The organism is Salinibacterium sp. SWN139, from assembly GCF_015864625.1.
Classification (GTDB): domain Bacteria; phylum Actinomycetota; class Actinomycetes; order Actinomycetales; family Microbacteriaceae; genus Rhodoglobus.
This window is the reverse complement of the sequence record NZ_JADYWV010000001.1, coordinates 362,893-389,097: the sequence shown is the minus strand read 5'-3', so window position 1 is coordinate 389,097 and position 26,205 is coordinate 362,893. Positions and strand designations below refer to the sequence as shown.

Annotated in this window: 29 protein-coding genes; 10 read left to right on the top strand and 19 right to left on the bottom strand. The window is 61.5% G+C overall.

From position 1 onward, the window contains the following. Window positions 1–301 precede the first annotated feature (301 nt). From I6E74_RS01910 to I6E74_RS01885, 6 genes are all read left to right on the top strand, one after another. Window positions 302–1,759: an MFS transporter gene (locus tag I6E74_RS01910; protein WP_231601096.1), complete on the top strand. Its 1,458-nt coding sequence runs from the start codon at window positions 302–304 to the stop codon at window positions 1,757–1,759. A gap of 76 nt (window positions 1,760–1,835) precedes the next feature. Continuing rightward, window positions 1,836–2,639 carry an isocitrate lyase/phosphoenolpyruvate mutase family protein gene (locus I6E74_RS01905; RefSeq protein WP_197122519.1) on the top strand — a complete coding sequence of 268 codons (804 nt, stop codon included), beginning with the start codon at window positions 1,836–1,838 and terminating at the stop codon, window positions 2,637–2,639. Window positions 2,640–2,667: 28 nt separating this feature from the next. Next, window positions 2,668–3,117: a hypothetical protein gene (locus tag I6E74_RS01900; RefSeq protein WP_197122517.1), complete on the top strand. Its 450-nt coding sequence runs from the start codon at window positions 2,668–2,670 to the stop codon at window positions 3,115–3,117. 61 nt (window positions 3,118–3,178) lie between these two features. Next, entirely contained in the window at window positions 3,179–4,048 is an 870-nt protein-coding gene (rfbA, locus tag I6E74_RS01895) for a glucose-1-phosphate thymidylyltransferase RfbA (protein WP_197122515.1), read from the top strand. Window positions 4,049–4,053: 5 nt separating this feature from the next. Beyond that, complete coding sequence (gene rfbB / locus I6E74_RS01890) at window positions 4,054–5,052, top strand: dTDP-glucose 4,6-dehydratase (protein WP_197122513.1); 999 nt, start codon at window positions 4,054–4,056, stop codon at window positions 5,050–5,052. A 2-nt stretch (window positions 5,053–5,054) separates the two neighbouring features. Next, on the top strand, window positions 5,055–6,443 hold the full coding sequence (locus tag I6E74_RS01885; RefSeq protein WP_197122511.1) for a bifunctional dTDP-4-dehydrorhamnose 3,5-epimerase family protein/NAD(P)-dependent oxidoreductase: 1,389 nt from the start codon (window positions 5,055–5,057) through the stop codon (window positions 6,441–6,443). A 26-nt stretch (window positions 6,444–6,469) separates the two neighbouring features. Here the strand turns inward: I6E74_RS01885 and I6E74_RS01880 are convergent, their stop codons facing one another. From I6E74_RS01880 to I6E74_RS01860, 5 genes are read right to left on the bottom strand one after another with little or no spacing between them, the layout of a single operon-like run. After that, on the bottom strand, window positions 6,470–7,327 hold the full coding sequence (locus tag I6E74_RS01880; RefSeq protein WP_197122509.1) for a prenyltransferase: 858 nt from the start codon (window positions 7,325–7,327) through the stop codon (window positions 6,470–6,472). Continuing rightward, complete coding sequence (locus I6E74_RS01875; protein ID WP_197122507.1) at window positions 7,320–7,631, bottom strand: lycopene cyclase domain-containing protein; 312 nt, start codon at window positions 7,629–7,631, stop codon at window positions 7,320–7,322. Before I6E74_RS01875 ends, I6E74_RS01880 begins: the two co-directional genes overlap by 8 nt. Beyond that, on the bottom strand, window positions 7,628–7,996 hold the full coding sequence (locus I6E74_RS01870; protein ID WP_197122506.1) for a lycopene cyclase domain-containing protein: 369 nt from the start codon (window positions 7,994–7,996) through the stop codon (window positions 7,628–7,630). Before I6E74_RS01870 ends, I6E74_RS01875 begins: the two co-directional genes overlap by 4 nt. After that, window positions 7,993–9,582 carry a phytoene desaturase family protein gene (crtI, locus tag I6E74_RS01865; RefSeq protein WP_197122505.1) on the bottom strand — a complete coding sequence of 530 codons (1,590 nt, stop codon included), beginning with the start codon at window positions 9,580–9,582 and terminating at the stop codon, window positions 7,993–7,995. Before crtI ends, I6E74_RS01870 begins: the two co-directional genes overlap by 4 nt. Beyond that, window positions 9,579–10,445: a squalene/phytoene synthase family protein gene (locus I6E74_RS01860; RefSeq protein WP_197122504.1), complete on the bottom strand. Its 867-nt coding sequence runs from the start codon at window positions 10,443–10,445 to the stop codon at window positions 9,579–9,581. Before I6E74_RS01860 ends, crtI begins: the two co-directional genes overlap by 4 nt. 106 nt (window positions 10,446–10,551) lie before the next feature. On the opposite strand from I6E74_RS01860, the gene idi reads away from it, so the two are divergent. Then, window positions 10,552–11,100: an isopentenyl-diphosphate Delta-isomerase gene (gene idi, locus I6E74_RS01855; protein ID WP_197122503.1), complete on the top strand. Its 549-nt coding sequence runs from the start codon at window positions 10,552–10,554 to the stop codon at window positions 11,098–11,100. On the opposite strand, the gene I6E74_RS01850 is transcribed toward idi, so the two are convergent. The 4 genes from I6E74_RS01850 to I6E74_RS01835 form a co-directional block, all read right to left on the bottom strand. Continuing rightward, entirely contained in the window at window positions 11,097–11,762 is a 666-nt protein-coding gene (locus tag I6E74_RS01850) for a hypothetical protein (protein ID WP_197122502.1), read from the bottom strand. The two genes, idi and I6E74_RS01850, sit on opposite strands and share 4 nt — an antisense overlap. 88 nt (window positions 11,763–11,850) lie before the next feature. Then, entirely contained in the window at window positions 11,851–12,456 is a 606-nt protein-coding gene (gene dcd, locus I6E74_RS01845) for a dCTP deaminase (RefSeq protein WP_197122501.1), read from the bottom strand. A gap of 66 nt (window positions 12,457–12,522) precedes the next feature. Next, complete coding sequence (locus I6E74_RS01840) at window positions 12,523–12,930, bottom strand: riboflavin kinase (RefSeq protein WP_197122500.1); 408 nt, start codon at window positions 12,928–12,930, stop codon at window positions 12,523–12,525. Window positions 12,931–12,972: 42 nt separating this feature from the next. Then, complete coding sequence (locus I6E74_RS01835; protein WP_197122498.1) at window positions 12,973–13,467, bottom strand: flavin reductase family protein; 495 nt, start codon at window positions 13,465–13,467, stop codon at window positions 12,973–12,975. 141 nt (window positions 13,468–13,608) lie between these two features. Here I6E74_RS01835 and I6E74_RS01830 point away from each other — a divergent pair, with 141 nt between their 5' ends. Next, complete coding sequence (locus I6E74_RS01830) at window positions 13,609–14,208, top strand: PadR family transcriptional regulator (RefSeq protein ID WP_197122497.1); 600 nt, start codon at window positions 13,609–13,611, stop codon at window positions 14,206–14,208. Here the strand turns inward: I6E74_RS01830 and I6E74_RS01825 are convergent. The 8 genes from I6E74_RS01825 to I6E74_RS01790 form a co-directional block, all read right to left on the bottom strand. After that, window positions 14,205–15,572 carry an NtaA/DmoA family FMN-dependent monooxygenase gene (locus I6E74_RS01825; RefSeq protein WP_197122496.1) on the bottom strand — a complete coding sequence of 456 codons (1,368 nt, stop codon included), beginning with the start codon at window positions 15,570–15,572 and terminating at the stop codon, window positions 14,205–14,207. The genes I6E74_RS01830 and I6E74_RS01825 overlap by 4 nt on opposite strands. Before the next feature lie 106 nt (window positions 15,573–15,678). Beyond that, entirely contained in the window at window positions 15,679–16,536 is an 858-nt protein-coding gene (locus tag I6E74_RS01820; protein ID WP_197122495.1) for an ABC transporter permease, read from the bottom strand. A gap of 22 nt (window positions 16,537–16,558) precedes the next feature. Further along, window positions 16,559–17,359 (bottom strand): ABC transporter ATP-binding protein, encoded by an 801-nt coding sequence (locus I6E74_RS01815; RefSeq protein ID WP_197122494.1) that lies wholly within the window; start codon window positions 17,357–17,359, stop codon window positions 16,559–16,561. A 71-nt stretch (window positions 17,360–17,430) separates the two neighbouring features. Beyond that, the gene (locus I6E74_RS01810; RefSeq protein ID WP_307784355.1) at window positions 17,431–18,534 is read right to left on the bottom strand and encodes an ABC transporter substrate-binding protein; all 1,104 of its coding nucleotides are present in this window, start codon (window positions 18,532–18,534) and stop codon (window positions 17,431–17,433) included. A gap of 214 nt (window positions 18,535–18,748) precedes the next feature. Further along, window positions 18,749–19,402: a hypothetical protein gene (locus I6E74_RS01805; protein WP_197122493.1), complete on the bottom strand. Its 654-nt coding sequence runs from the start codon at window positions 19,400–19,402 to the stop codon at window positions 18,749–18,751. A 114-nt stretch (window positions 19,403–19,516) separates the two neighbouring features. Further along, a complete protein-coding gene (locus I6E74_RS01800) occupies window positions 19,517–20,182 on the bottom strand; it encodes a hypothetical protein (RefSeq protein WP_197122492.1) in 666 nt (221 codons plus the stop codon). An 83-nt stretch (window positions 20,183–20,265) separates the two neighbouring features. Continuing rightward, complete coding sequence (locus I6E74_RS01795; protein WP_307784353.1) at window positions 20,266–21,027, bottom strand: Crp/Fnr family transcriptional regulator; 762 nt, start codon at window positions 21,025–21,027, stop codon at window positions 20,266–20,268. Between the two features lie 42 nt (window positions 21,028–21,069). Then, a complete protein-coding gene (locus I6E74_RS01790) occupies window positions 21,070–21,819 on the bottom strand; it encodes a flavodoxin family protein (RefSeq protein WP_197122491.1) in 750 nt (249 codons plus the stop codon). Window positions 21,820–21,931: 112 nt separating this feature from the next. Here I6E74_RS01790 and I6E74_RS01785 point away from each other — a divergent pair, with 112 nt between their 5' ends. Further along, entirely contained in the window at window positions 21,932–23,371 is a 1,440-nt protein-coding gene (locus I6E74_RS01785; RefSeq protein WP_197122490.1) for an NAD(P)/FAD-dependent oxidoreductase, read from the top strand. On the opposite strand, the gene I6E74_RS01780 is transcribed toward I6E74_RS01785, so the two are convergent. Both I6E74_RS01780 and I6E74_RS01775 read right to left on the bottom strand, forming a co-directional pair. Next, window positions 23,368–24,036 (bottom strand): CDP-alcohol phosphatidyltransferase family protein, encoded by a 669-nt coding sequence (locus I6E74_RS01780; RefSeq protein ID WP_197122488.1) that lies wholly within the window; start codon window positions 24,034–24,036, stop codon window positions 23,368–23,370. The genes I6E74_RS01785 and I6E74_RS01780 overlap by 4 nt on opposite strands. Before the next feature lie 2 nt (window positions 24,037–24,038). Next, a complete protein-coding gene (locus I6E74_RS01775) occupies window positions 24,039–24,746 on the bottom strand; it encodes a TVP38/TMEM64 family protein (RefSeq protein WP_197122485.1) in 708 nt (235 codons plus the stop codon). A 144-nt stretch (window positions 24,747–24,890) separates the two neighbouring features. Between I6E74_RS01775 and I6E74_RS01770 the strand changes: the two genes are divergently transcribed. After that, window positions 24,891–26,171: an ABC transporter substrate-binding protein gene (locus tag I6E74_RS01770; protein WP_197122483.1), complete on the top strand. Its 1,281-nt coding sequence runs from the start codon at window positions 24,891–24,893 to the stop codon at window positions 26,169–26,171. The last annotated feature ends 34 nt before the right edge of the window (window positions 26,172–26,205 follow it).

Genomic DNA, 26,205 nt, shown 5'->3' with positions numbered 1-26,205 from the left:
TGTCCTCATTGATACCGAAATCTTCACATTGATTCGAAATGTCTCTTGTGACAAAACCGCACAACTTCCCCTGAATCACGCGACTATCTCTCACAATCTGGCATCGGGCGGAGCCTAAGAGCGCCGGGACGACTGCCGACGAACAATGCCCATCGCCGAGGCTCCGCTCACCGCCGCGGGCACCCCAACGACCGGCAAGTGGTCTAGCTTGCGACGCTGATTTCGTGAAGAATTGGGCAGCCCAACACGCGCATCGCAACTTCAGCCCCCATTGTTTACCGCACACCACTAGCCTGTTCGCATGACGGACAAGACTCCCGACAACGACGTCCCTAGCGTGCCTGCTGTTCCGCGCGTCTCGAACACGCGAGCAATCGGCACTGTCGGGCAGGGACTCCTCGCTGATTCACCGATCCCCAAGAGCCGCGTGCGCGCGTGGGCGCTCTGGGATTGGGGCTCCGCAGCCTTCAACGCGGTCGTCACAACCTTCGTCTTCAGTACGTACCTGGCGAGTGGTCTATTCATTGACCCCGAGATCGTGGCCGCAGCGGCCGACGATGACAAGAACCCGGCGCTCGTTCTGGCCAAAGCCAACAACACCACCATCATCTCGGGCGCACTCACCATTGCGGGCATCCTCGTCGCCGTCCTCGCTCCCATTTTGGGTCAACGTTCGGATGGTTCCGGTCGCCGAAAATTGTGGCTTGCTATTAATACAGGCCTCGTTGTGGTCGCAATGGGTGCCATGTTCTTCGTGGTGCCCGTGCCGTCGTATATCTATCTGGGCGCCGCACTCCTCGCGGCTGGCAATATCTTCTTTGAGTTTGCGAGCGTCAACTACAACGCGATGCTCGTGCAGGTGTCCACCCCTAAGACAGTGGGCCGCGTCTCTGGGTTCGGTTGGGGGCTCGGCTACATCGGCGGAATCGTGCTGCTGATCGTCCTGCTCGTGCTGTTTATTCAGAACTTTGGAAGCGAAACCGGTAACGGTCTGCTCAATGTGCCCTTCGGCGCTGATGGCGGTGCGCTCGATGTGCGGTACGCCGTGCTTGCCTCCGCGGTGTGGTTCGCGATCTTCGCCATCCCCGTTCTGATTGCAGTGCCCGAGATTCCTGCTGGCGCCCGCGAGAACCGCGTGAGCTTCTTCGGCAGCTACGCCAAGCTCTTCGGCACTATCAAGACCCTCGCCAAGAAGAGCCCGCAGGTTCTCATGTTCTTGCTCGCGAGCGCGGTGTTCCGTGATGGCCTCGCCGCCGTCTTCACGTTCGGCGCGATCATTGCGGCGCAGGTGTTTGGCTTCAGCCCGAGCGAGGTCATCTACTTCGCCGTCGCCGCCAACCTCGTCGCTGGCATCGGAACCTTTGTAGGCGGATGGCTCGACGACAAGCTTGGGGCTAAGAATGTGATCATCGGCTCTCTCATCGGCCTCGTGCTCGCCGGCCTCGCGGTGCTTTTCGTCGGCGATGCCCAAACCGGGTTCTGGATCGCTGGCCTCTTCCTGACACTGTTCGTCGGACCGGTGCAGGCGGCAAGCCGTAGCTTCCTCGCTCGCGTTACTCCAGTCGGCCGCGAGGGCGAAATCTTCGGCCTCTACGCCACGACTGGCCGCGCCGTGAGCTTCCTCGCCCCTGGACTCTTCACGCTCTTCGTCGCCATGACCGGCGACACCCGCTACGGCATCATCGGAATCGTGATCGTGCTGCTCGCCGGCCTCGTGCTGATGCTGCCGGTGAAGGCGAAACAGTCAGTGATCGACTAGCTCGCGTTGCCGAGAGTTTGCTGGTCGCGTCTGAAATTCACTGGTGTCCAGCGCGCACGCGGAGCATGCTGGGAGCATGACTGAAATCGCCCCCAGCTCCCCCGCCGCCCGCGCCGAACTTCTCCGCTCACTCCACATCCCTGGCACGCCCCTGATTGTCTCCAACGTGTGGGATGCCATCACCGCCCGCGTGGTTGCCGAGGCTCCCGGCGTTCGCGCCCTTGCCACCGCAAGCCATGCCGTGAGTTTCGCCCGCGGAGTTTCCGACGGCGAAGGCCTCACCGTTGATCAGGCCATCGAGGCGGCATCCATTATCTGTACTGCCGTCGAAATCCCCGTCTCGGTGGACTTCGAAAAGGGCTACTCGCCGGATGCCGACGGCGTGCAAGTAAACGTCGAACGATTGATCGCGGCTGGCGCTGCTGGGCTGAACATCGAAGACAGCTCGGGCCCGGCCAAAGCTCCGCTGTTCGACCTCGACCACGCTGCTGCACGGGTCGCTGCGGCCCGCGCAGCTGGCGACGCTACCGGTGTGCCCATCGCGATCAACGCCCGCGTTGATGTGTTGGCCGGTGGCGGCGAATGGGATGACATGGTCGCCCGCGCAAACACCTACCTTGCCGCTGGCGCCGACTGCATTTTCGTTCTCGGCCTCACTAACGAGCAAATGGTCGCCCAAGCGATCGCTCAGATCGATGGGCCCATTTCGGTGATTGGCGGAACAGGATATGTGCCGCTAAAAACTCTCGCCGAGCTCGGCGTAGCTCGCGTGAGCTTTGGACCGCGCACGCTCGGTCTCACCCTGTCTCACCTGCAGCAGGCGGCTACCCAGCTCACTGCTCTGGGCGACTACCCCGAAGAACTCGGTTTCGTCTACTAATTCGCGGCACGAGGAGTACTGTCGGATTATGGACACGCAACAACCCATCAGTTACTGGGTGAAGCTCGTCGATCGCATCATTGATGAGCTCTTCGCCACCACCCTCGAAGAGCACGGAATTACTCGCCGCCAATGGCAACTGCTCACTGTGCTGTCGAAAGGCGCTGCCGGTGTCGAGCTTCTCGACATCGAAATCGCGCCGTTCTTAGACCGCGCAAACGGCGCTGTGCCCCCGACGCAGGGGTTGCACACCACGTCGCTCGAGTCGCTCAATGAACTTGTCGAGAGCGAGTGGCTCACAACCGACGGCGCACTGTTTGAACTCACCGATCGCGGCCGTGTTGTTGTCGACCGCCTCACCGTCGTGATCGCCGCGGGCCGCCAAAAGGCGACTGAAGGCGTCACCCCTGAGCAATACGAGACCACAGTCACAGTGCTCGAGACCATGGCCAAAAACCTCACCGTTCAGAACCAGTAGGACTGCGGACCAATCCTGTAAAGCGCTAGGCGATGTACAGCTGGCGCACAATACTGGGTTCATGAAGGGAATAATCCTTGCAGGCGGGTCTGGAACACGGCTCCACCCGATAACGCTGAGCATTTCCAAACAGCTCGTGCCCATCTATGACAAGCCGATGATTTATTACCCCCTGTCTACGCTGATGCTTGCCGGCATCAACGACATCCTGATCATCACCACCCCGCATGACGCGGAGCAGTTCGTGAAACTCCTCGGCGATGGCTCGCAGTTCGGTATTTCTCTGACTTTCGCCGTGCAGCCCGAACCGAACGGGCTCGCCCAAGCCTTCGTTATTGGTGCCGACTTTGTGGGCAATGATTCCGTGGCGCTGGTATTGGGCGACAACATCTTCTATGGACCGGGCCTCGGTTCTCAGCTCAGCCGCTTTGCCGACATCGACGGCGCTGCCATCTTCGCTTACTGGGTAGCGGAGCCCGAAGCCTATGGCGTTGTCGAATTCGATTCTCAATTTATCGCTGTCTCCCTCGATGAGAAGCCGGCCCATCCGAAAAGCAACTACGCCGTGCCCGGGCTCTACTTCTATGACAATGACGTGCTCGATATCGCCGCCGGGCTCACCCCTTCCGCCCGCGGCGAATATGAAATCACCGACGTGAACAGCGCCTACCTCAACGCCGGAAAACTCAAGGTCGAAGTTTTGCCGCGAGGAACGGCCTGGCTCGACACCGGAACCTTTGATTCGATGACGGATGCCAGTGACTATGTCCGCACGATCTCCCGACGTCAGGGGCTCAAAATTGGCTGCCCCGAAGAAGTCGCATGGCGCCGAGGATTGCTGACCGACGACGAACTTCGTGAGCGCGCCGAACGCCTCACTAAATCGGGATACGGCTCGTATTTGCTCGAAATGCTCGAACGCGGGAGGTAGACCAGATGAGCAGGATGCTTGTGACCGGCGGCGCTGGATTCATCGGTTCGAATTTCGTCCACTACATTCTCGAGAACACCGACCATCACGTCACCGTGCTCGACAAAATGACCTATGCCGGTAATCGTGCGTCGCTCGACGGGCTTGATGCGGCACGGTTCAGCTTTGTCCGGGGCGACATCACCGACGCCTCGGTGGTTGACGCGCTCGTCGCCGGAACCGACATCGTGGTGCACTACGCCGCCGAATCTCACAATGACAATTCGCTCGACGACCCACGGCCGTTTCTCGACACCAACATCGTGGGCACCTACATCCTGCTCGAAGCGGTGCGACGCCACCAGAAGCGTTTTCACCATGTCTCCACCGATGAGGTCTATGGCGATCTCGAGCTTGATGACCCGAGCCGCTTTACCGAGCAGACTCCCTACAACCCGTCGAGCCCGTACTCATCGACCAAAGCAGGATCAGACCTTCTCGTGCGCGCGTGGGTTCGGTCATTTGGTGTGCAGGCCACCATCAGCAACTGCTCCAACAACTACGGCCCACGCCAGCACGTTGAGAAGTTCATTCCTCGCCAGATTACCAATGTGCTCACCGGTGAGCGCCCCAAGCTTTATGGCGATGGCCTCAACGTGCGGGATTGGATTCACGCCGCCGACCACTCCGCTGCCGTGCTGACGATTCTCGAGCGAGGCCACATCGGCGAGACGTATCTCATCGGGGCTGACGGCGAGAAAAACAATCGAGAAGTCATGGAGCTGATCCTTACTGCCCTCGGCCAACCGACGGATGCCTACGATCACGTTGCGGAGCGCCCCGGGCACGATGTGCGCTACGCCATCGACTCCACGAAACTTCGCACTGAACTCGGATGGATGCCGCAGTTCTCCAATTTTGAGGTCGGTATCGAGGCAACCGTGCAGTGGTACCGCGACAACGAAGACTGGTGGCAGCCGCAGAAGGCCGCCACCGAGGCTCGCTATCTGTCGCAGGCTCGGTAGCGATGCCCCACGTTACAGAGACCCCTATCCCCGGACTGCTGCTGCTAGAGCTGCCGGTGCACGGCGACAATCGTGGCTGGTTCAAAGAGAACTGGCAGCGCGAAAAAATGATCGCTGCTGGGCTTCCTGACTTTGGCCCAGTGCAACACAACATCTCCTTCAACGGCGCCATCGGAACGACTCGTGGCATCCACGCTGAACCGTGGGACAAACTCGTGTCGGTTGCCACAGGACGCATTTTTGGAGCTTGGGTCGACCTCCGTGCTGGCGCCACGTTCGGCACAGTATTTACCGCGGAGCTCGACGCGGCACGCGCCATCTACATTCCCCGCGGCGTCGGCAATGCCTACCAAACACTTGAGCCTGACACCGCCTATAGCTATCTCGTCAACGAGCACTGGAGCTCCAGCGCCAGCTACACCTTCCTCAACCTTGCCGACGAGAGCATTGCCGTCGACTGGCCGATCCCCCTGCAGGATGCCGAACTCAGCGACAAGGACCGGTCGCATCCGCGGCTCACGGCGGTAGCCCCCCTCACTCCTCGCAGAACACTGGTGCTTGGAGCGGCAGGCCAGCTGGGCACGGCACTCCGCGAAACGATACCGACAGCCGAGTTTGCGACTCGTGACCACGTTGACCTCAGCGACAGCGGATGCTTCGACCACATCCATTGGCCCGACTACGACGTCGTGATCAACGCCGCCGCCTACACCGCAGTGGATGCCGCCGAAACGGCACAAGGTCGTGCCGCAGCATGGGCTATCAACGTGACCGCCACGGCAGCCCTTGCTCGCATTGCGACGGAGCATCGCCTGACCCTCATCCACATCTCCAGCGACTACGTCTTCGATGGCACAACCGCACCGCACCCGGAGACGGAGCCGGCGTCACCGCTTAACGTCTATGGGCAAACGAAGGCAGCGGCAGACGCCATCATCTCGACCGTACCGCGGCACTACATCGTGCGCACCAGTTGGATCATCGGCGAAGGAGCCAACTTCGTGCGCACCATGGCCTCCCTTGCCGAGCGCGGTAGCTCTCCGTCCGTGGTCAACGACCAGGTCGGGCGGCTCACTTTTGCGAGTGATCTCGCAGCGGGCATCCGCCATCTGATTTCAACTCGCGCAGCGTTTGGAACCTACAACGTGACCAATGCGGGCCAGCCACAATCGTGGGCCGCCATAGCCCAACGGATCTTTGAGCTGACCGGCCACGACGCAGCTCGCGTGACCGGCGTCGAATCGGCCGAGTATTTCGCCACAGCTCAGGGCGCTCCTCGACCACTCAATAGTGTGCTCGACCTCACCAAGATTGAGGCCACCGGCTTCAGGGCGCGGGATGCTGATGTTGCGCTCAGAGAATATCTGGGCCGTGGTGGCGTGCGGGATTAGAGCTTCAGCGCTGCGATAACCAGTAGCTAGCGGATGAACACCCACCAGATGAGCAGCATCGTCACGAAGAACCCGGTGATGAAGTTGAGGGCCAGAAAGTTCTTCCAGCCACGGTTTGCTGACTCGGCAGTGGCATCCGTGATGTTCCAGAATCGTGCGCACATGGCCGCATAGGGCAGTACGAGGAGCGCCGCGGGCGGGCCGGGCCAATCAGCAAACAGCAGCAGGATGCCGCCGGCCAAGTACGCGACAACGGCGAAGCGGGTGGTGGCTCGCGCCCCAATGACGGTCGCGATGGACGAGATGGCTGCCGCGCGGTCGGCAAGCACATCTTGCACCGCTCCGAAGGCGTGCGAGGCGATCCCCCAGAGGAAGAAAGCTCCCAGTACCGCCCAGAGCTGCGGCGTAAAAACGGCACCGGCGAGAACGAGCGCGTAAATCGCGGGCGAGACAAAGTGGGTGCTCGAGGTGAGCGAGTCGAGGAACGGGCGCTCCTTGAAGCGCAAACCCTTGGCCGAATAGGCGACGACCGCAAACATGCTGATCAGCAGCACGAGCCACGAGAGAGGGTTACCGACCACCACGAGATAGATCAGGAACGGGATGGTCGTGACGGCGGCGGCGATGAGCGTCGGCCGGTGCATCCGCGGGTCGAGAAGCGCACCCTCGACTCCTCCCTTGCGCGGGTTGCGCAGGTCGGACTCGTAGTCGAAAACGTCGTTGATGCCGTACATCGCCAAGTTGTAGGGCACGAGGAAGAAGATGGTGCCGAGTACGAACGTGAGGTCGATGGCGCCGGTGGTCAGGTAGTACGCGGCCGCAAAAGGGAAGGCCGTGTTGACCCAGCTGAGCGGTCGCGAGGAGAGGAACAGATCCTTAAGCATGGGAGTCCTTTCGGCGAGAACCCAGCAGCGTCCACAAGCACGGCAGCCCGACGACGGCGGCGAGTGTGTAGGCGAAATCTTCGAGCGGGGCGACACCGATGAAAGCACCGCTGATGGCATCCGCGCTGTACCCCACCAGGCCGACCGAGATCATCACGTTGTCGAAGACCGCGGTCATCACGAGCAGAATACCGGCGGTGAGCGCAATTGCACGCCACCGCGGGGCGCGTGAGGTGGCGATCGCGGCCACCGCGAGCGCCGCCACGATCACCAAAAAGACGGCATTCAGGAGCCAGTAGGTCATGACGCTCGCCCCTCGGTGGTGGCCGCCGAACCAGTGCCCGCGGGATGAACGGAGGGATGTGGGCGTTCCCCCGAGAGGGCGCCGTAGACGTTCATCGTGAGATAGCAGAGCAGCGTGAGGAAGAAGACTTCTTCGAGCGGAACCTCCGGTGCCACCAGCAGGCCGGTCATGAACTCGGTCTCGCCGCGGAAGAAGATGCCGAGGCCGACACCGAGAAGATCCCAGACAAGAAAGAAGAGCACGCCGACCGGCAGCACGATGCGGGCGCGCCGGGCATCCCGCCAGAAGAACAGCGAAAAGCGCCGATCGAGCACGACCATTCCCGTGAGGGAAATCAGCAGAGCAAGAAGGTAGAGAACAATCACGGCCAGGGCCTCGGTTGAGGTGCGACCACGGGCGTCAACGGCTCAGCGAGCGGGCCAGCAGAGGTGTCGCCGCGCAGGCGCTTCACGAGCACTTCGGCACTAATCAGACACATAGGAAGGCCGATGCCGGGGATGGTGGACCCACCCACATAGTAGAGACCCTTGACCTTCTTGCTCACATTGCCGGCGCGGAAGAACGCGCTCTGCTTGAGCGTGTGCGCCGGGCCGAGGGCGGTGCCGCGCCACGCGTTGAGGTCATCGGCGAAGTCGCCAGGGCCTACCGTGCGGCGCACCGTGATGCGGTCGGCGAGGTCGGGGATGCCGGTCCACTCACTGATCTGCGAGATCACCGAGTCGGCGAGCTTTTCGATGCGCGCATCGCCAGCTCCGGCGCCTGCGATTTGACCGTGGCCAATGGCGGGGTCGGCCGGAATCGGCACGAGCACAAACACATTCTCGTATCCCTCGGGTGCCACATGCGGGTCAACGCCACTGGGCTTGCAAATGTAGAGCGATGCCGGCTCGGGCACCTTGGGTTCGTCGCCAAAGATGGCCTCGAAGCCCTGTTGCCAGTCCTTCATGAACAGCAGCGTGTGGTGCTCGAGCTCGGGCAGTTCGCCCTTGACGCCCAAATACAACAGGAGCGCGCTCGGGCCGGGAACCTTCTTCTCCCAGTACTCAGCGGGATAGGTTTGCTCGCTTGACTCCAGCATGGTGGTCTCAGTGTGGTGGAGGTCGGCGGCCGAGACCACGGTCTCGGCGTTCAGGGTGTGACGCTTGCCCGCGGCATCCGTGTACTCAACACCTGTTGCAACGCCATCGACTGTCACGATGCGCGTGACCTTCGAACCGGTGCGGATGTCGACGCCAGCAGCCCGCGCGATGTCAGCGATGCTTTCGATCACCCGGGTGAAGCCGCCCATCGGGTAGAGCACACCATCTGACAGGTCGAGGTGGCTCATGAGGTGATACATGCTCGGCGTGAGGTACGGCGATGAACCGAGGAAGACAGCCGGGTAGCCGAGCACTTTGCGCAACCGGTCGTCTTTGACGGTGCGAGCAACCAGCTTCGACAGGGGTTCGATAAGCAAACGGATAAAGCGGGCCGCCTTGGCAAGCACCTCTTTCGTTGCGCTCGTGCGCAGGTCGGCGAAGCTCGTGTAGAGAAAGTACTTCTTAGCGAGCTCGTAGGTGTCTTCGGCCGAGGCCAAGTACTTGCGCATGCGGGCGCCCGAACCGCGCTCGATGCTCTCGAATAGCGCGAGGTTCTCTTCGAGATCAGTGGAGATGTCGAGGGCTTCTTTCTCTCCCTCAAAATAAACCCGGTAACCGGGGTCGAGGGTGACGAGCGAGAGTTGCTCGGCGGCAGTCGTGCCCATCAGCTTGTAGAAGTGGTCGAAGACCTCAGGCATCAGGTACCACGACGGGCCCGTGTCGAAACGGAAACCCTCGTGCTCCCACGAACCAGCGCGGCCGCCCACCTCCGGGCGCCCCTCGAGCAGCGTGACCGAATGGCCTTCTTTCGCGAGCAATGCCGCACTCGCTAACCCGGCAATACCGCCACCAATTACAACAACGTCACTCATGGTCGAGGGGTCACTCCCATCGCGGCGACCGCAGCCAACCGCAGCTTAACAACATTCGGAACGCGCACCCGCGTCTTCACCAGTTCGCTGGCCGGAGTAGCCCGGATGCGCGTGGAGAGTTGGGCAAAGAGAGAGTGGGCGAGCGCAACAGCCTTCTTGCTGCTCGCTGGCAGTTCTGAGCCGATCGCGGCATCCCGCAGATCGGCATCGAGGTCGTCGAGCAGCCGGATCTTCTCGGCTTCGGTGAACGTTGCAACGTCGACGCCCGGAAAGTAGCTGCGACCGAGAGTCTCAAAGTCGTCGGCCAAGTCACGCAAGAAATTGACCTTCTGAAAGGCTGCGCCCAGCGCTCGTGCGCCGTGCACAAACTTGGCGCGCTGCTCGTCGCTGACCTCGTGGCCGTGCAGGAAAGCGCACAGGCACATGAGCCCCACGACTTCTGCAGAGCCATACACGTAGCGGTCGAAGCTGGCCTGGTCGTGCTCTTTTTGGTTAAGATCCATGCGCATCGACTCGAAGAAGGGAGCCGTGAGTTCTGGGCCGAAGGCCACCTCGCGCGCGGTGAGGGCGAAGGCATGAACGATGAGGTTCGAGCTGAAACCGCTCGCGATCGCGTTTTCGGTTTCCTTCTCGAGTTCATTCAACTGGCGGCTCGTGGCAATCACGTCGAGGCCTGCTTCTTCGGCACCGCCGTCGACGATCTCATCGGCGACGCGAACCAGTGCGTAAATGTTCTCGACGTGCTGTCGGACCTCCACGCCCAGCAGGCGGGAGGCCGCAGAAAACGACGTGGAATAGCTGCGAATGACGATGCTCGCCGCGTCTTCAGCAACGCGGTCATACAGCTTGAGGCGCGAGCTCACGCGCACCCGCCGTCCGCACGCCCAAGCGCATTAGTTAGGCTGAGTGCAGGCCGACACATGAGGTGCGGCATTTCGATTCTTTCCACCTAGGCAGACTATCGCGATCATGAGTGAAATCCCTGAGCAGGTTGTACTTCTCTCCGAGTCCGGCGAACACATTGGTGTTGCCGACAAGGCCCTCGTTCACACGACCGACACTGCCCTGCACCTCGCGTTCTCGAGCCACGTCTACAACGCGGACGGCAGGGTGCTGGTCACCCGTCGCGCGCTCTCGAAACTCACCTGGCCCGGTGTCTGGACGAACTCGTTCTGCGGGCACCCGGCCCCCGGTGAAGATATGGCTGCGGCGATCATCCGCCGGGCCAAGTACGAGCTCGGCATCACCGTCAGTGACGTTCAACTTGTACTGCCCGACTTTCGCTACCGCGCCGTCGACTCCTCCGGCATCGTCGAGAACGAGATCTGCCCCGTCTACCGCGCCGTGACGGCGGATGCCGCAGCCCCGAACCCCAACGAAGTCGACGAATTCGAGTGGGTTGATCCGCAATCGCTGCACGCCGCCGTGGCCGGTACGCCGTTCGCCTTCAGCCCGTGGCTCGGCTGGCAGTTGGAGCAGTTGGAGCAGCTGGAGCAGCTGGAGCAGCTCGACGGTTAGTAGCCGCGAGTCGGGTTAGCTGCGGCAATCTGCTCGAGCGCACCGTTGCCGTAGCTGAGGGCCAGTTCCTGGCTATAGGGCGTGACGTAGATCCACAGGTCGTCGACGAGAAGATGGGTCGGGAATCGGTCGCGCGATGAGCCCTCGGCTTGCCCGGTGTATGTCTCAACCCCACCGTTCTCAGCCGCTACGTAGCCGGAATCCAGAATGTGAGCACGCAGCGCGTCGAGGTCAGTGTTCGAGGTATCGGCGACCATCAGCTCTACGAAGACTTCAAAACTCCCCGTGGGAGCCCAGGTGCACTGTTGGCTCAGCGGGACCTCCGCCAAGAAGTCCTCAAACCCTTCATAGCGACCAGGCCACGCGAGCTCGAACTCGCCGGTGTTCTCTACCCGCAAGAGTTCAGTGGTGTCGCCCATCTCTTGCGCCACCTGGCTCAAGGGGAGCAATTCCTCACAGGACGGGATCACGAGCGGCTCAGCGACAGGCGCTGAAGTGGATTCAACGGGAGTCGCTGTGGGCTCGAATGAGAGAGTACCTTCGCCCACAGGGTTCGTGCATCCAGCCAGCACGAGAGCGACCACAACCGCGGATGCTGTAGCGACAATCCTTCGCGTGGTCAGTCGTGCAGTGTGTGATCCCGAATCCCCGAATGTGTTCATAAGACGACATTAGGTGAGAGTGAGGATTAAACAAGTATGAGAATCCGAATCGTGATCTAAGGTTCACTCACGCGTCACTAGAACAGGTTTAGCCCCCTAGCGAACCCGCATCATTCGCCCGCACATCGGTGCGGTGAAAGTTCTGGAAGCTGCGGCTGGCCGTAGGACCACGCTGACCCTGGTAGCGCGAACCGTACTGGCCTGAGCCGTAGGGCGATTCCACCGGCGACGTGGTCTTGATGAAGCACAGTTGCCCGATTTTCATGCCGGGCCAGAGCTTGATCGGCAGCGTTGCAACATTGCTGAGCTCGAGGGTGACGTGACCCGAGAAGCCAGGGTCAACGAAGCCCGCAGTGGAGTGCGTGAGCAGCCCGAGGCGCCCCAGTGAGCTCTTGCCCTCGAGGCGAGCAGCAACATCATCGGGCAAAGTGACGAGTTCGAACGTGGAACCGAGCACAAACTCACCGGGGTGAAGGATGAACGGCTGGTCGGCATCCACCTCCATGAGGTGAGTGAGATCGGGCTGATCAACGGCCGGGTCAATGAACGGGTATTTGTGGTTATCGAAGAGGCGGAAGAAGCGGTCGAGCCGCACATCGACACTCGACGGTTGCACCATGTCGAGATCGAGAGGGTCTAGGCCGATGCGGCCAGAGGCGAGTTCGGCCCGGATGTCGCGATCACTGAGAAGCATGGCCTAAGACTAACGAAATCCCGGGGCAAAGATGCTCAGATGAGCAAATGTGGGGAGACGTGAAAGCTACGGGAGCTGAGACGGAAGAGCGAGAGCGATGCGGGAGGCCGCGACATCCGCCGCTGTCTTCTCGATCAGTTCGTCGAGGCTCTCGTAGCGGAACATTCCGCGCAGCCACGAGTGCACCGTGAACTCGACCTCGGCCCCATAGAGGTCGCCATCGAAATCGTGGATAAAGGCTTCGACCCGACGCTCGGTCACGTCGTCAAAAGTGGGGTTGTCACCGATGCTGATGGTCGCGCCATGAGCCTCGGTCGCCGGCGGAAAAGTGACCCAGCAGGCGTAAACGCCATCGACGGGAAGATCAGCGTGGTCGCCGATCGAAATGTTCGCCGTGGGAAACCCCAGCTCGCGCCCGCGCTTATCACCGTGCACGACGGTGCCGCGAAAACTCAGCGTCGGTGGATGCTCCATTAGCTCAACCCTAGCGGCGAGCACGTCGAGCACTTTCGCGACCTACAGCCCGCGAAACTGGCTGAGGTGAAAGACAAGAGGGGTAACTTCGGGAAAAGCCTCGGAGTGGATAACTTCGAGAGTCACAATCTCGTGGTCGCCCCCATCGAAGCTATGGCGAATCTCACACTCGAGCCACAGCGCCGCACCGTCCATGTGGATGGCCCCACCCTCGGTTGCACGCCAGTCAATGTTGGCGAAGCGATCGCCCGTGCGCGAGGCGAGGCTGCGCGCCGTCTGCTCTTGATCGGCGCCGAGAACGCTCAGCCCGATGCGCGTGGCACGAGCCAACACGGGCCAGGTAGTCGAGGTGCGCGCGGGGCAGACCGCGACTAGCGGCGGTTCGAGAGAAACGGAGATAAAGGAGTTCACCGCGATGCCGGTGGGCTGGCCGTCAACAACCGCGGCGAGGGCGACGACACCAGTCGGAAAGAGCGAGAGCGCTCGTCGAAGCGCGACTTGAGGGGATACTTCTTCCGCAGTGGTCTTGTGCGACATGGGCGGACTCCTTTGCTTGAAATGTTCAACCAGCGACCGCTAGTCAAGTTTGAACATATGACTACATGTTAGTCATTTTTGATCATGTAAACAACTGACTTTCTGCCCTGCGAGCGGACCCCTTGCCCTACCATTGGGGGCATGTCGACTACAACTCGCCTCGTCGTACTGGGAGCTGTGAACCAGTTCCAACCAGTTCACGGCTACTTTCTGCGCCGTGAACTGATGACCTGGCACATCGACGAATGGGCCAACATTCAGCCCGGCTCGATCTACAACGCCCTGCGGTCGCTCACGAACGATGGCTATCTCGCCGAGAACGGCACCGAGTCTGCCGGCAACCGCCCCGAGCGCACGACCTACCGCATGACCGAAGCTGGCGAAGTCGAATTGCTCCGGATGCTGCGCGACGCCCTGTGGACAGTCGAAGTCTTCGACACCAAGCCCGTCATGGTGCTCACCTCGTTCATGTACGCCCTGCAGCGCGAAGAAGTGCTCGCCGGCCTCGAACACCGCGTTACCGAAATCGACGCCCGCATTGCCAGCAACGCGTACCACATTGGTGATGTTGCAACCTCGACCTCGACTCCCGCCTACGTGCGCGAAATCTTCGAACTGGCGACCTCTCGCTTGCGCGGAGAACAGCAGTGGGCTCGAGACGTGATCGACCGCATCCGCTCTGGCGACTACGTCTTTGCCGGAGAAGATGGCGACCGTCCCGCTCGCCGCGCTACGAGCTAGTTCTTCGCTTCAACCGCGGCCGTTGCGCGGTACGCCGCTCCAGGGTGGTCATCGCGCAAGATCGAGTCGTCGGTGCCGAGCAGGCGCTCGCGCAGCGTCGGAGCGTCATAGCCTTCACCAGCAACCCCGCGCTCCCGCAAAATTGGCAGCACCTTCTCGATGAACTCGACGGTTGAGCTCGGCTGAATCATCGGCGTCAACAAGAAGCCATCGAGGTCGGCGCCCTCAGCGAGAGCGATCATCTCGTCAGCGATCTGCTCAGCCGTGCCCACGAAGGGCTTGCTGCGCACACCGTTGCCGTGCCACTGCGCCAGGACATCGCCAACCGTCTGGTCGCCGAAGCGGGTGATCTGGGTCTGCGAAAGCTCGGTGTGCAGCTCCTTCATCGGCGTCGCCGGGTCGAAGGAAGACAGATCGAGGCCCGTGAACCACGCGTAGGAGGCGACGGCCACGTCGGGGCTCTCCGCATCCAACACCTCTTGCAGCTTGGCCTTTGCTTCATCTTCGGTGTCGCCGATCACGCACGTGAAGGCGGACATGATCTTGACCGAGTCGGCAGCACGACCGTTCTTGACGGCTTCTTCACGAATGGATGCCACCTGCTCAGCGACCTTCTCCACAGCACCGCCCCCGAGGAAGACTGCCTCGCCATGCTTGCCACCGAACTCGCGGCCGCGCGGTGAGGTGCCGGCCTGGAAGAGCACCGGGGTGCCCTGCGGTGAGTACGAGGAGTTTCCGTAGCCGTGCGACTTAAAGTACGGGCCGTCGTGCTCAATGCGGTGAACCTTGGCGGGGTCGGCGAAGCGACCGTTCTTGTCGCGCTCAAGAGCGTCACGCTCCCACGCGCCCTCCCACAGTTTGTAGACGACCTCCATGAAGTCATCGGCCATGTCGTACCGCTCGTCGTGCGCGACCATCGGAACGCCAAAGGCCTGCGATGCCGTCTCAGCGGTTCCCGTCGTGACGACGTTCCAGCCGATGCGACCGCCCGAGAGGTGGTCGAGGCTCGCAATGCGACGAGCAAAGGCATAGGGCTGTTCAAGAAGAGTGGATCCCGTGAGCACGAGTCCGAGATTCGTGGTGGTCGAGATGAGGGCAGCAGCCAGAATCGCGGGGTCGAGACGCGGCAGGTCGAGGCCCTCGACCGAGCAGATCTCGGGACGCTCGCCGTTGACGTCGGCCCAGCCCCAGGCATCCGCCAAGAACATGAAGTCGAAGCCGGCCTCTTCGCAGATGGTCGTGATTTCACGCCAGTAGTCGAGGCGGTCGAACATGTCCCGCTTGTTGTCGGGATGACGCCAGGTCGACGTTCCCGAGTCGTTGGCCTGAGGGTTTTCGAATAGACCGAAGCGAAGCTTCTTCATGATGGAACCTTTCGTGGTGGGGAGAAATTCTGGGGGTGGGGGTGCGGAAAAGGGCAGAGTAGTGGCGGGCAGAGTGGTGGTGGGAAAAGCTGCCGCGCGTGGGGATTTAGCGACCCACAGCGGCTCCGTCGCTCCACCAGAGCACTCGCTTGCGAACGAGAGCGAGGAGAGAAATCAGGATGACGCCCATGAGGCAAAGCAGCGCGATGCTGGCCCAGGTAACAGGCAGATTTGCTTGCGCCGCAGCGATGGTCACGAGGGATCCGAGCCCGGCCTGCTGGCCAGCAGCGACGAACTCGGCAACGGCCGCACCGACGATTGCGAGCGGAAGCGCAATGCGCAGGCCAGCGAAGACGTAGGGCATTGAACCGGTGAAACGCAGGTCGCGGAAGATCTCCCAGCGGCTGGCATGCAGTGTCTTCATCACGTCGAGCGCGCGGTCATCCACATCCCGCAGCCCGGCAAGCGAGTTGACGAGCATGGGGAAGAACACGACCAGCGCGGTCACGATGAACTTCGGGGTCATGCCGAAGCCGAACGCGACGACCAGAGCCGGAGCGATAGCGACGATCGGCGTGACCATCACGACCACGACGAGCGGCATGACGGCGCGTTCCATGACCTGAAACTCGGCCATGATGATCGCCAGAATGAAGCCGGCGATGATGCCCGAGCTGGCACCCACGGCGACCTCAAGACTCGTCACGAGCATGTTGGCCCAGTACGTGTCGGCGTCCTTGATGAGGCTCATCCAGACCTGGTCGATCGTGGGGATCACATACGGATTTGCGATCGCCGTGATCTGCCAGAGCGCGGCCGCGATCACGAAGGTGATCACGGCGGGAGCCCAGTTGGTCCAGCGCAGGTTCTGCTTGAGCTTGGCGGACGCCAGCGGTGAGATGCGGCGGCCCGTTGCACTCGTCGCGGCCTGAACCGCGAGAGTCGTCGTATCGGTTGCTGACATGCTGTCCTCGTTCTTGCGTGACTTAGGCACTCTTTTGTCCCATCACTTCGCGCAGTGTTTCGCGCACGTGGCCTTCAAGGTCGCGGAACTCGTCGGTCGCGTACACGTCGATCGTGCGAGGGCGCGGCAGGGGAACGTCGATGATTTCGGCGATGTGACCCGGGTGCGCCCCCATCACGACGATGCGGTCGGAGAGCATGATCGCCTCGGGCACCGAGTGAGTCACGAACATGACGGCCTTGCGGTTGGACTGCCAGAAATCGAGGAGACCCAGCCGTTGAGCGTCACGGTTCATCTCATCGAGCGCGGAGAAGGGCTCATCCATGAGCAGCACGCTCGGGTCGAACACGAAAGCGCGGGCAATAGCGACGCGCTGCTGCATTCCGCCGGAGAGCTGGCCGGGATACTTGTCGAGCGCGGCCCCCAGACCGAAGGACTCCAGAATCTCGCGGGGGTCACGCAGATTGCGGTTCGCGTTCGCTTTCGGGTTCACCGTCATCGGCAGGCGCACATTGTCGAGCACGGTGCGCCACGGGAGCAGCGCCGGAGACTGCGGAACAAGACCGATCATCTTGTTCTTCGTCGCGGCTTTCACCGTCATCCCGTCGACCTTGACGACGCCGCTGTCGGCATCGATGAGGCCGGCCACAGTTTTGAGCAGTGTCGACTTTCCGCAGCCGCTCGGGCCAATTACCGAAACGAACTCGCCCATCTTGATCGAGAGGCTCACATGGTTGAGCACGAGCGTGCGTGCCCCCTCGGGGCCGAAGCTCTTAGAGACGTTCTCGATATGAACGCCGGCGTGTGGCTGTGCGGTTTCCACAGTTACTCCCTGGTTGTGATGCCGGATGCCGCACCGGGTGGGTGGTGCGGCATCCGAGTGGGGTGGTCGGGTTAGTTTCCCGGCCAGATCAGTTCGCCATCTGCATAGAGATCAGCGACGAGCGTTTCATCCATCATGTCGGTGATGGCGGGCAGGTTGTCGACGTTTCCAAACTTCTTGACGAGTTCGTATTCGGCAGCCCAGTCAGCGGCAGTTTGGGTTCCGGGGAGCCCACTGTTGCTGTCCTTGACCCACTGCGATTCCACATTCCAGGTGCGCTCGAGCTGATCACGCGGGAAGGCAGAACCTTGACCGTTGTCTTCGGCGAGCTGCGCGATCATGTCGATGCATTCGTCGGAGCTGTCGAGGCAGAACTGCAGGGCGTGGAGTGAGGCGCGCATAAAGTCAGCGGCGACTTCGCGGTTGTCGGCGAGAAACTCGGAGTTGACCTCCATGACGTTGTACGTGCCCTCAACACCCACGTCAGAGGGGAAGAACTCGCTGAACGGTAGACCCTGAGCGCGAAGGTTCTCGGGCTGGTTCGAGGCGTAGCCGACGATGGCGTCGACCTGGCCGCGAGTAACCACGGTGGGGTCGTAGTTGGTCATCTTGATCAGTTCGACCTTGCTGACATCGACGTCAGCGGCATCCAGCATGGCGGAAGCGATCGGAGTGAGGTTGATGAAGTAGCCGAGCGAACCACCTTCGAGGTCCTTGAGGCTCTTAATCTTCTCGTTGGCGAAGATCGAGAACGGCGGGGTGTTGCCGTAGGTCGCGACCGCGGTGAGGTTCTTGCTGTTCGCCGCAGCGAGCATGACATCGGATGCCGAACCAAGGGCCGTGAATTCTGCTTGCCCTGACGAGACGAGCTGCTGCCCGTTCGCGCCGGACGCGTTGATCTCTATGTCGAGGCACAGGTCCTTGAAGTAGCCGAGCTCGTCGGCCAAGAAGACGTCGAGTTGGCCGGCGCTGGCCGAGTAGCCGTAGCCGGAGATGTAGGTGATGGTGCCGACCGCGGCGTTGCGGTCGCAGGCTTCCTGAGAGATCAGGAGGTCACCGGCGTCGGGCGTGGATTCTTCTGCTGGTGCTGTGCAGGCGGAGAGCGTGAGTGCTGTTACCAAGAGCGATGCGATGCCGAGGCCTCGCAGTTTCTTGGAATCAAGAGTTGTGTTCACTTGGATCCAGGTTCCTTCCTAGGCCTTATCCGTCATTGGATGGCTAGACAAAACGTACATGATCAAGATTGACTGTGCAAACTTGATTTACGGTCGCTTTGGTTGCCATCCCCCATCGGCCATCCGCGGTGATTGCTGTGCTGCGGGTAGACAGATCGTGCGCCCCGGGAGCGCAGAAGTGGTTGCTACTGACGTTAGCGGAGGAAGGGTGGAGTCAGTAGGCGCGCGTGGGATTCGCTACGCGAATCTGCTCGAGGGCAGCATCCGCAAGTTTCGTAGAGAGCCGGTCACTATTGGCGGTGCCGTGAATCCACACGTCGTCGGCGAAATAGTGAGTGTCATAGATGTCGTTCAACCCACTCAAAGTCAACACGTTCAATACAGTCACGCTCCCTAACGCTGTCTCCACTGCCCCTTCGTCGAGCAGGGCGGAAGCTAGCGTCGCGCGGTGGGTGGAGTCAATATCGATGACCGCGAGCCCAAAGAACCCATCGCCGCGGGGCACTCCCCACCAGCAGTCCTTCGCGACCGATGCGTTCGAGATCGCAGCAGCCTCTTCGGGCATAGACCACTCGTTCACGTCCAGAAAATTCTCCTCCGCTAAAAGGACCGTGGATTCAGAGAAGGAGCTCTTGGCGACATCGAGGGGCACCATCGTCGAGCACTCGGGAATCACGAGCTGCTCCACAACGGGGGTTGGTTCAGCGGTCGGTTCGGTCGGTGCGCTTGACGGCGCCAGCGACGGTTCCGTCGCGCTGTCTACCGCGGCATCCGTCTCAGACTGCACGCAGCCGGTCAAGGCCAGCACGATCAGGGCAGCGGATGCCGCCGCGATCGAAACTTGGACAGGTCGTAGTTGCTCACTCATGGGGCTCTCCTCGCATCCGTCGTTATGCCAGAAGGGTAGACCCACCTGTCTGCCAGCTACAGAGTTGTGGCCAAAATGTGAGAATTGCTACGAAATGGTCTGCTTCAGTGTCACTCAGTACGTGCGGGTGGGGTTCGCGAGGCGCATTTGATCAAGAACAGCCGTCGCGGCAGCGTTCGTCAGGTCAACTGAGGTGCCTGTGGCGTGAATCCAGAGGTCGCCGGTAAACAGGTGAGTGGCCGCGGTCGTTCCAATTTCGTTCTCCGTCGTGAACTCCAGAGTGGCCACATTGTTGATTGTGGTGCCCTGATAGCCGCTGGCGGCCAGCGCGCCCTTGAGATCAGAGAGATCAGGCTCAGCGATATCACCGATAGCCACCGAGAAGTAGCCGTCGGAATTCGGCACGCCCCAAATGCAATTCTTTGCAATCGTGGCATCTGTCATCACGGCCGCGATCTCTGGCAACTCGCCGCCGTTCAGCGTGAAACTATCTTGCTCGTCAAGTTTTTGAGTGCTTGTAGAGAGCAGACCCTTGGCGGTGCTCAGCGGCAGCAACGTGTCGCAGCCGGGGATGATCAACGGCTCCGGCGTGGGTAGCGGCGTCGAGCTCGGCGTTGACGAGGCGGTGGGAACGCTCGAGGAACTTGTCGACGACGTTGATCCCGACGGCACACAGCCGGCAAGCGCCAACACTGCGATCAGTGCGGATGCTGCGGCAGCTGTCACCCGCCCGCCGTGACGTCGCCCGGTCACCGAGTTTTCATCGCATCCAGTGTTCATAGTTGAAGAGTAGCCCCGCGACCAGCTAGGCGGAAGAGAGTAATAGTTACTTCATTGAGGACGTGAAATACCCGCGAGTGCCACTAGCCTGACTGGCGAGCTAGCTGGCCCAGAGCATCCGCATCGAGAATGACGACGCGAGCCCGCCCCTGCCGGATGATGCCGCGGCTGGCCAGATCAGACATGGCCTTGCTCGTGGATTCGCGGGTCGCACCGAGAAGCCCGGCCAGCTGGTCGTGGCTCAGACGGATCGTGGGATGCGTGAAGCGCGAATTGGGGGCCGCCTCGGCGAGGCGCAACAGCGTGCTGCACACGCGCGACTGCAGCGGACGCAATGCAAGGTCAGTGAGGCGCTCCTCGAGCCGAACGACTTGCTCGCCCAGGTGGCGCGAGATGCGGATTGCGATGCGTGGGTCGGCGATGAGGTAGCGCTCAACATCCGCCGTGTTCATGAGACAGATCTCTACGTCGTCGATCGCTTCGGCGTAGTTGTCATACATGCGCTGGCCGACCATCATCATTTCGCCAAAGACTGCGCCCGGCTCAAGGATCGCCATCGTGAGTGCCTTACCGTCTTCGGTGACCCGGAAGATGCGGATGCGACCCTTTTTCAAAATGAAAAGAGCGGTGACGGGCTGGCTCTGACTGAAGACCATTTCGCCGAGCGAGTACGAGCGCGAGGGCGCCATGCGGTCCATCTGCTCGATCTCGGCAGGCGACAGGTCGGCGAACAGGTCGACTTCGCTGAGGCAGCTAAACGAACCGTTGTCGATCGGCATGAGTGGTTCAGGATCCCTTCGCTGCGGCGACCACGGGCGTTCGCCCGCCAGGGGGGCTGACGCCACTCTCTCACCGCACGGATCCATCATGACATGCTCACTTGAGGGTTACCGGTACTCGGGGTTAGCTTCGAAGCCGAAGTGCTCGCCGTCGTTCCACGCCTTGCGGGTGTTTCCATAAGCCGGGATACCGCCGGCGTTCTTGAGGATCGATGCCAGATGCATGAGGTTCCACGACATGAAGGTCGTGTTGCGGTTCGTGAAGTCGTTCTCGAGGCCCCCCGAGCCTTCGTCGAGGTAGCTGGGACCGGGGCCGATCTCGCCGAGCCAGCCAGCATCCGCTGCGGGAGGAATGACGTAGCCAATGTGCTGAAGGCTGTAGAGAACCGACATGGCGGAGTGCTTCACGCCATCCTCGTTGCCGGTGAAGAGTGCGCCGCCGACCTTGCCGTAGAAGACGTATTGGCCCTTGTCGTTGAACTCGCCACTCATCGCGTAGAGACGCTCGATGAGCATCCGGGTGACAGAGGAGTTGTCGCCCAGCCAGATCGGTCCACCGATGACGAGGATGTCGGCCGCTTCGATAAGAGGCCAGACTTCGTCCATCCAGGCATCCTTCTCCCAGCCGTGCTCGCGCATGTCGGGGTAGACACCGATGGCAATGTCGTGGTCGATGAAGCGCACGTTATCGACGTGCACTCCGGCACTGCGCATCAGCTGGATGCTTGAATCCATGAGGCCCTGGGTGTGGCTCATCTCGGGGCTCTTCTTGAGCGTGCAGTTGATGAAGACGGCCTTGAGCCCGTCGTAGCGGGGAGCGTCAGCAGGAACGGTGTTCACGTTAGTTTCGGTAGCCATGACCCGATGTTACGGGCGAGCCCTCCCTGCGAACTGTGATCTAGCGTACGGTTCGCTGAACAATGCGCTGCTAAACATGACTGGGGCAAACGCCCTCTCGAAAGGAACACGCATGCCCGCTCAGTGGGATCTCATCGTCATCGGCTCCGGCAGCGCCGGAATTGTCGCTAGCAAGACCGCCGCCCGATTCGGTGCACGGGTGTTGATGGTCGAACGCCACCGCCTCGGTGGGGACTGCCTCTGGACCGGCTGCGTTCCCTCGAAGTCACTGATCGCTACAGCGCATGCTGCTCACGTCATGCGGACTTCTGAACGCTTCGGCATCACCGCCGACAACGTAACAATCGACTTTGCGCGGGCGATGGGGCACGTCGAGGATGCGATTGCCACGATCGAGCCGCACGATTCCGCCGAGGCTTTTGCCGAGTTCGGCATCGAGGTCATCCACGGGGATGCTCACTTTACTGGCCGCCACTCCCTAGAAATCGATGGCACTCGCCACACGTTCGTGCAGGCCGTGATCGCGACGGGAACCGAACCGCGCCTCCCCAAGTTCGCCGGCACCGACAGCATCGAGATGCTCACGAGCGACAGCATTTGGGAACTCGACGAACTACCACCGCGACTCGTCGTGCTGGGTGGCGGTGCGATCGCAAGTGAACTCGGCCAAGCAATGGCCCGACTCGGTTCCGCCGTGACGATTGTGAACCGCCGCGACCGCATCCTTCCCACTGAGGATGAACGTTCCAGCAGCATCCTGCAGGCGACGTTCGACGGCGACGGCATCACCGTGCTCAACGGCCGCTCTGCCGCCGAGGTCATCTCGACCGACGGACTAGCCGGAGAGCTCGTGCTCGACGACGGCACCCGCGTGCCCTTCGACCGCCTGCTGGCCGCGATCGGACGCTCAACCCGGGTGGGGACTCTCGCCCCCGAGGCCGCTGGCGTAAACATCACGGCCGAGGGATTCATCGATGTCGATGCCTCGCTGCGCAGTTCCAACCCGCACATCTGGTCGGCCGGCGACGCCGCCGGGTTGCCAAAGTTTAGCCACATCGCCGGAGTAAGCGGCAGTATTGCAGGCACCAACGCGGCCCTGGGCCTACGCCGCAAGTTCAATGACCAGCTCGTGCCCCGCGTCACGTTCACCTCGCCCGAAATCGCAGCCGTCGGTATCACCGCGGCGGATGCCGTGCCCGGCAAGCACCGCGTTTACACCGGCGAACACCTCTCAACGGACCGCGCCATTGCCGAAGGTGAAGAAGAGGGTTTCGCGCAGATCGTCGTCGATACTCGCGGCCGGGTACTTGGCGGCACCATCGTCGGACCGCGCGCGGGCGAAAGCCTCGGAGAGCTCACACTCGCCGTCAGCGCGAAACTCTCCACGAGCGCGCTCGCCTCGGCGACCCACGCCTACCCGACCTTCAGCGATGCCCTCTGGAATGCGGCCATCGCTGACGTTCAATACCGTTTGAAGAGCGGCGTCGTGAAGTCAGCTATCCAACTGTTGGCTCGGGTTCGCCGGGCAACGTTGGGAAAGCCGAAAGACTAGCGCAGCAGGCGGTAGCCGACGATCATCCGCTGGGTGGCGCTGACGAACACGATGATGCTCCACACAATCGCGATCTGCCATGCAAAGAACGGCACGATCAGCCAGAGTGCGTGAGTAAATACCGTCTCGCCGCCTTCGGCAATACGACCGAGGAAGAAAAGCGAGCGGTTGTCTTCGTCTGAGACTGTTCGGCCGGTGCGTTCAGCTATCGAGGAGAACGCGAGAAACGCGGCCCCGTTGAGGTAGTAGCTGAACATGACGAGCAAGAACGGCCACCAGGGCGCCCCGAATGCGGTGGTCGCACCGATCGCAACGCCGAGAACCGTCGCGCCGTAGACCACGAAGTCGGCGACGATATCGAGAAAGCCGCCCGCTTGGCTCGCAGCAGCGGAGCTCGAGGCATCAACGCCATCCCGACCCGAAGCGGATGCCGCAGCGAGCCGCCGTCGAGCAAGAGTTCCGTCGAGCCCATCCAGCACTCGCGACAGCAGCCACGCGATGAGCGCGAGGCTCCACCATTGCGTTGCGGCGAGCGCAGCACTACTCAGGCCGACAACGAGCCCGGCGATCGTGATGCGGTCGGGCGTGATCCAAGGCACGTCGAGGGCGGATGCCATGCCGTTGAGCGGTCGACTGACCGCTCGGCGCAGTTGGGCATCCAGCACGGCTAGTTGTTCTCCGCGTTGAGCTCTTTGGCGGCATCCTCATCACCGGCGGCTGCGGCAGTCGCAGCATCTTTCTTGCGCAGTCGTGCGGCAACAATGCCGCCGCCGATCGTGAGCACGCCGAGCGCTCCGAGAGCGATGAAGAACCCGGTGTTGAGTTCAGCGCCATAGGCCCCGACCGCGACGAACGCCATGGTGCCGGGGATGATGCCGACGGCGGTGCCGATCATGTAGTCGCGCACTCGCACGGCGGTGAGGCCAGCGGCGTAGTTGATAACAGTGAAAGGAATGAGAGGGATGAGGCGCAGCGCAATCATGGAGAGCAAGCCGCGTTTCTGCAGCATCTCGTCAACGGCGCGAACCTTGCCGCCCGTGTACTGCTCAACAGCTTCGCGTCCGAGCAGGCGACCGATCCAGAAGGAGAGGGCTGCCCCAATAACGGCGCCCACGAGCACGAGTAGGGTGCCGATCCACAGACCCCACGCGAGCCCTGCGGCAATACTGATCACGGCTTTGGGCGCTGGAGTCAGGGTGAGGACCGCATAAATAAGGATGAAGATTACGGCGCCCAGCACGCCGGTGCCTTCTGCTGCCGCTTGAATCTCTTCAACGCTCGGAATCTCAACCGTGAACGCCACAATGACAATGGCCACGAGGAACACGACGAACGCGCCAGCTTTCCAGAGCGCTGAGGCGCGTTTGTTTTTCATTTCAGCAATGCTATGTCGGAGCTATGAAGTCCGTATGTGATGTGGCTTACTGAAGTAATAAGTTGTTCGCGCTTAATCTGGAGTGCGCTGTGCGGGGCATCTCGACAGTTTCCCGTGAGCCCTCAATTACTTAGGAGCACCTGCGTGCAGATCTGGCTACCGTTTCGTCGTGCGGCTTCCCCCACTACTGCACGCCGCCGCATCCTTCCCGCGCTTGCTACGGCAGCAGTGACCGCGTTGGCACTGAGCGCGTGCTCGGCACCAACGACCACTCCTCGCGGCCCTGAGTTCTTCGACTGGGCTGACGTGCAGATCGCTGCCGACGGCCAGACCGTGAAGTTGTGGATGTGGGGCGGTGACGATCAGGGCAACGCGTACGTTGATGACGTTCTTGCTCCAGCTGCGGCGGCGCAGGGCGTCACGCTCGAACGTGTTCCGATTGCCGACACCAAGGATGCGCTCAACCGCGTTTTTACTGAGCTGCAGGCTGGCCGTAATACGGATGGCGCTGTTGACCTCGTGTGGATCAACGGCGACAACTTCCGCACTGGCAAACAGGCTGATGCCTGGTTCTGCGAGTGGACAGATCTGCTGCCCAACATGACCTTGGTCTCCGACTCTGACCCACTGCTCACCGAAGACTTCGGCACTCCTGTGGATGGCTGCGAGGCTCCCTGGCACAAGGCGCAATTCTCCTTCGTCTACAACGAGGCCACGGTGCCGAACCCACCAACCACCATTGAGGGCATCCTCGACTGGGCCGAAGATAACCCCGGTCGCTTCACCTACCCGGCTGCTCCCGACTTCACGGGATCCGCTTTCTTACGCGAGGTGCTCTACAGTGTCTCGGGCGGTTATGAGAATGTTCCTTCGGTCTACAGCGATGACGCTTTCGCCGAACTTTCCCCTGCGCTCTATGAACGACTCGACCAGCTCGCGCCGTCACTCTGGCGTGAAGGCACCACCTATCCCGCAACCTCGGAGCAACTGACGAAGCTGTTTGCCGATGGCGAGATCGACATGATGATGACGTATGGTCCCGCCACGCTCACCGCACTCGTGGAGAACGGCACGCTCCCCGAGACCACACGAGTGCTCACGGTGGAGGACGGAACGCTGGGCAATGCCAGCTTCTTCGGCATCCCCAGTAACTCCGGCAACATCGCTGGCGCGATGGTCGTCGCCAACGAGGCTCTGTCGGTTGAGCAGCAGGTCGCGAAGGCTGACCCTGCCGTGTGGGGCCAGTTCACTGTGCTGGATCTGGATGCGCTTTCCGCCGATGATCGCGCCCTGTTCGATGCCCTGCCGCAGTCGCCTGTTGTGCCAACCTTCGACATCCTCTCGCAGAATGCCAACCCCGAACTCTCGGCCGAATGGGTTCCTGCACTCGATGACGGTTGGCGCACTACGATCGCTGCGCGTTGATGACGGGGGTGCAGAGTCGGCCGCGACGCCAGGG

What these genes read in the sequence shown, in the direction of transcription:
- I6E74_RS01785 (WP_197122490.1), top strand. Translation starts at nt 21,932, where the DNA reads ATGCCCGCTCAGTGGGATCTCATCGTCATCGGCTCCGGCAGCGCCGGA.
- idi (WP_197122503.1), top strand. Translation starts at nt 10,552, where the DNA reads ATGAGTGAAATCCCTGAGCAGGTTGTACTTCTCTCCGAGTCCGGCGAA.
- I6E74_RS01800 (WP_197122492.1), bottom strand. Translation starts at nt 20,182, where the DNA reads ATGAACACTGGATGCGATGAAAACTCGGTGACCGGGCGACGTCACGGC.
- I6E74_RS01910 (WP_231601096.1), top strand. Translation starts at nt 302, where the DNA reads ATGACGGACAAGACTCCCGACAACGACGTCCCTAGCGTGCCTGCTGTT.
- I6E74_RS01835 (WP_197122498.1), bottom strand. Translation starts at nt 13,467, where the DNA reads ATGTCGCACAAGACCACTGCGGAAGAAGTATCCCCTCAAGTCGCGCTT.
- crtI (WP_197122505.1), bottom strand. Translation starts at nt 9,582, where the DNA reads ATGAGTGACGTTGTTGTAATTGGTGGCGGTATTGCCGGGTTAGCGAGT.
- I6E74_RS01805 (WP_197122493.1), bottom strand. Translation starts at nt 19,402, where the DNA reads ATGAGTGAGCAACTACGACCTGTCCAAGTTTCGATCGCGGCGGCATCC.
- I6E74_RS01880 (WP_197122509.1), bottom strand. Translation starts at nt 7,327, where the DNA reads ATGCTTAAGGATCTGTTCCTCTCCTCGCGACCGCTCAGCTGGGTCAAC.
- rfbB (WP_197122513.1), top strand. Translation starts at nt 4,054, where the DNA reads ATGAGCAGGATGCTTGTGACCGGCGGCGCTGGATTCATCGGTTCGAAT.
- rfbA (WP_197122515.1), top strand. Translation starts at nt 3,179, where the DNA reads ATGAAGGGAATAATCCTTGCAGGCGGGTCTGGAACACGGCTCCACCCG.
- I6E74_RS01875 (WP_197122507.1), bottom strand. Translation starts at nt 7,631, where the DNA reads ATGACCTACTGGCTCCTGAATGCCGTCTTTTTGGTGATCGTGGCGGCG.
- dcd (WP_197122501.1), bottom strand. Translation starts at nt 12,456, where the DNA reads ATGCTTCTCAGTGATCGCGACATCCGGGCCGAACTCGCCTCTGGCCGC.
- I6E74_RS01825 (WP_197122496.1), bottom strand. Translation starts at nt 15,572, where the DNA reads ATGAAGAAGCTTCGCTTCGGTCTATTCGAAAACCCTCAGGCCAACGAC.
- I6E74_RS01790 (WP_197122491.1), bottom strand. Translation starts at nt 21,819, where the DNA reads ATGGCTACCGAAACTAACGTGAACACCGTTCCTGCTGACGCTCCCCGC.
- I6E74_RS01885 (WP_197122511.1), top strand. Translation starts at nt 5,055, where the DNA reads ATGCCCCACGTTACAGAGACCCCTATCCCCGGACTGCTGCTGCTAGAG.
- I6E74_RS01900 (WP_197122517.1), top strand. Translation starts at nt 2,668, where the DNA reads ATGGACACGCAACAACCCATCAGTTACTGGGTGAAGCTCGTCGATCGC.
- I6E74_RS01830 (WP_197122497.1), top strand. Translation starts at nt 13,609, where the DNA reads ATGTCGACTACAACTCGCCTCGTCGTACTGGGAGCTGTGAACCAGTTC.
- I6E74_RS01850 (WP_197122502.1), bottom strand. Translation starts at nt 11,762, where the DNA reads ATGAACACATTCGGGGATTCGGGATCACACACTGCACGACTGACCACG.
- I6E74_RS01775 (WP_197122485.1), bottom strand. Translation starts at nt 24,746, where the DNA reads ATGAAAAACAAACGCGCCTCAGCGCTCTGGAAAGCTGGCGCGTTCGTC.
- I6E74_RS01905 (WP_197122519.1), top strand. Translation starts at nt 1,836, where the DNA reads ATGACTGAAATCGCCCCCAGCTCCCCCGCCGCCCGCGCCGAACTTCTC.
- I6E74_RS01820 (WP_197122495.1), bottom strand. Translation starts at nt 16,536, where the DNA reads ATGTCAGCAACCGATACGACGACTCTCGCGGTTCAGGCCGCGACGAGT.
- I6E74_RS01840 (WP_197122500.1), bottom strand. Translation starts at nt 12,930, where the DNA reads ATGGAGCATCCACCGACGCTGAGTTTTCGCGGCACCGTCGTGCACGGT.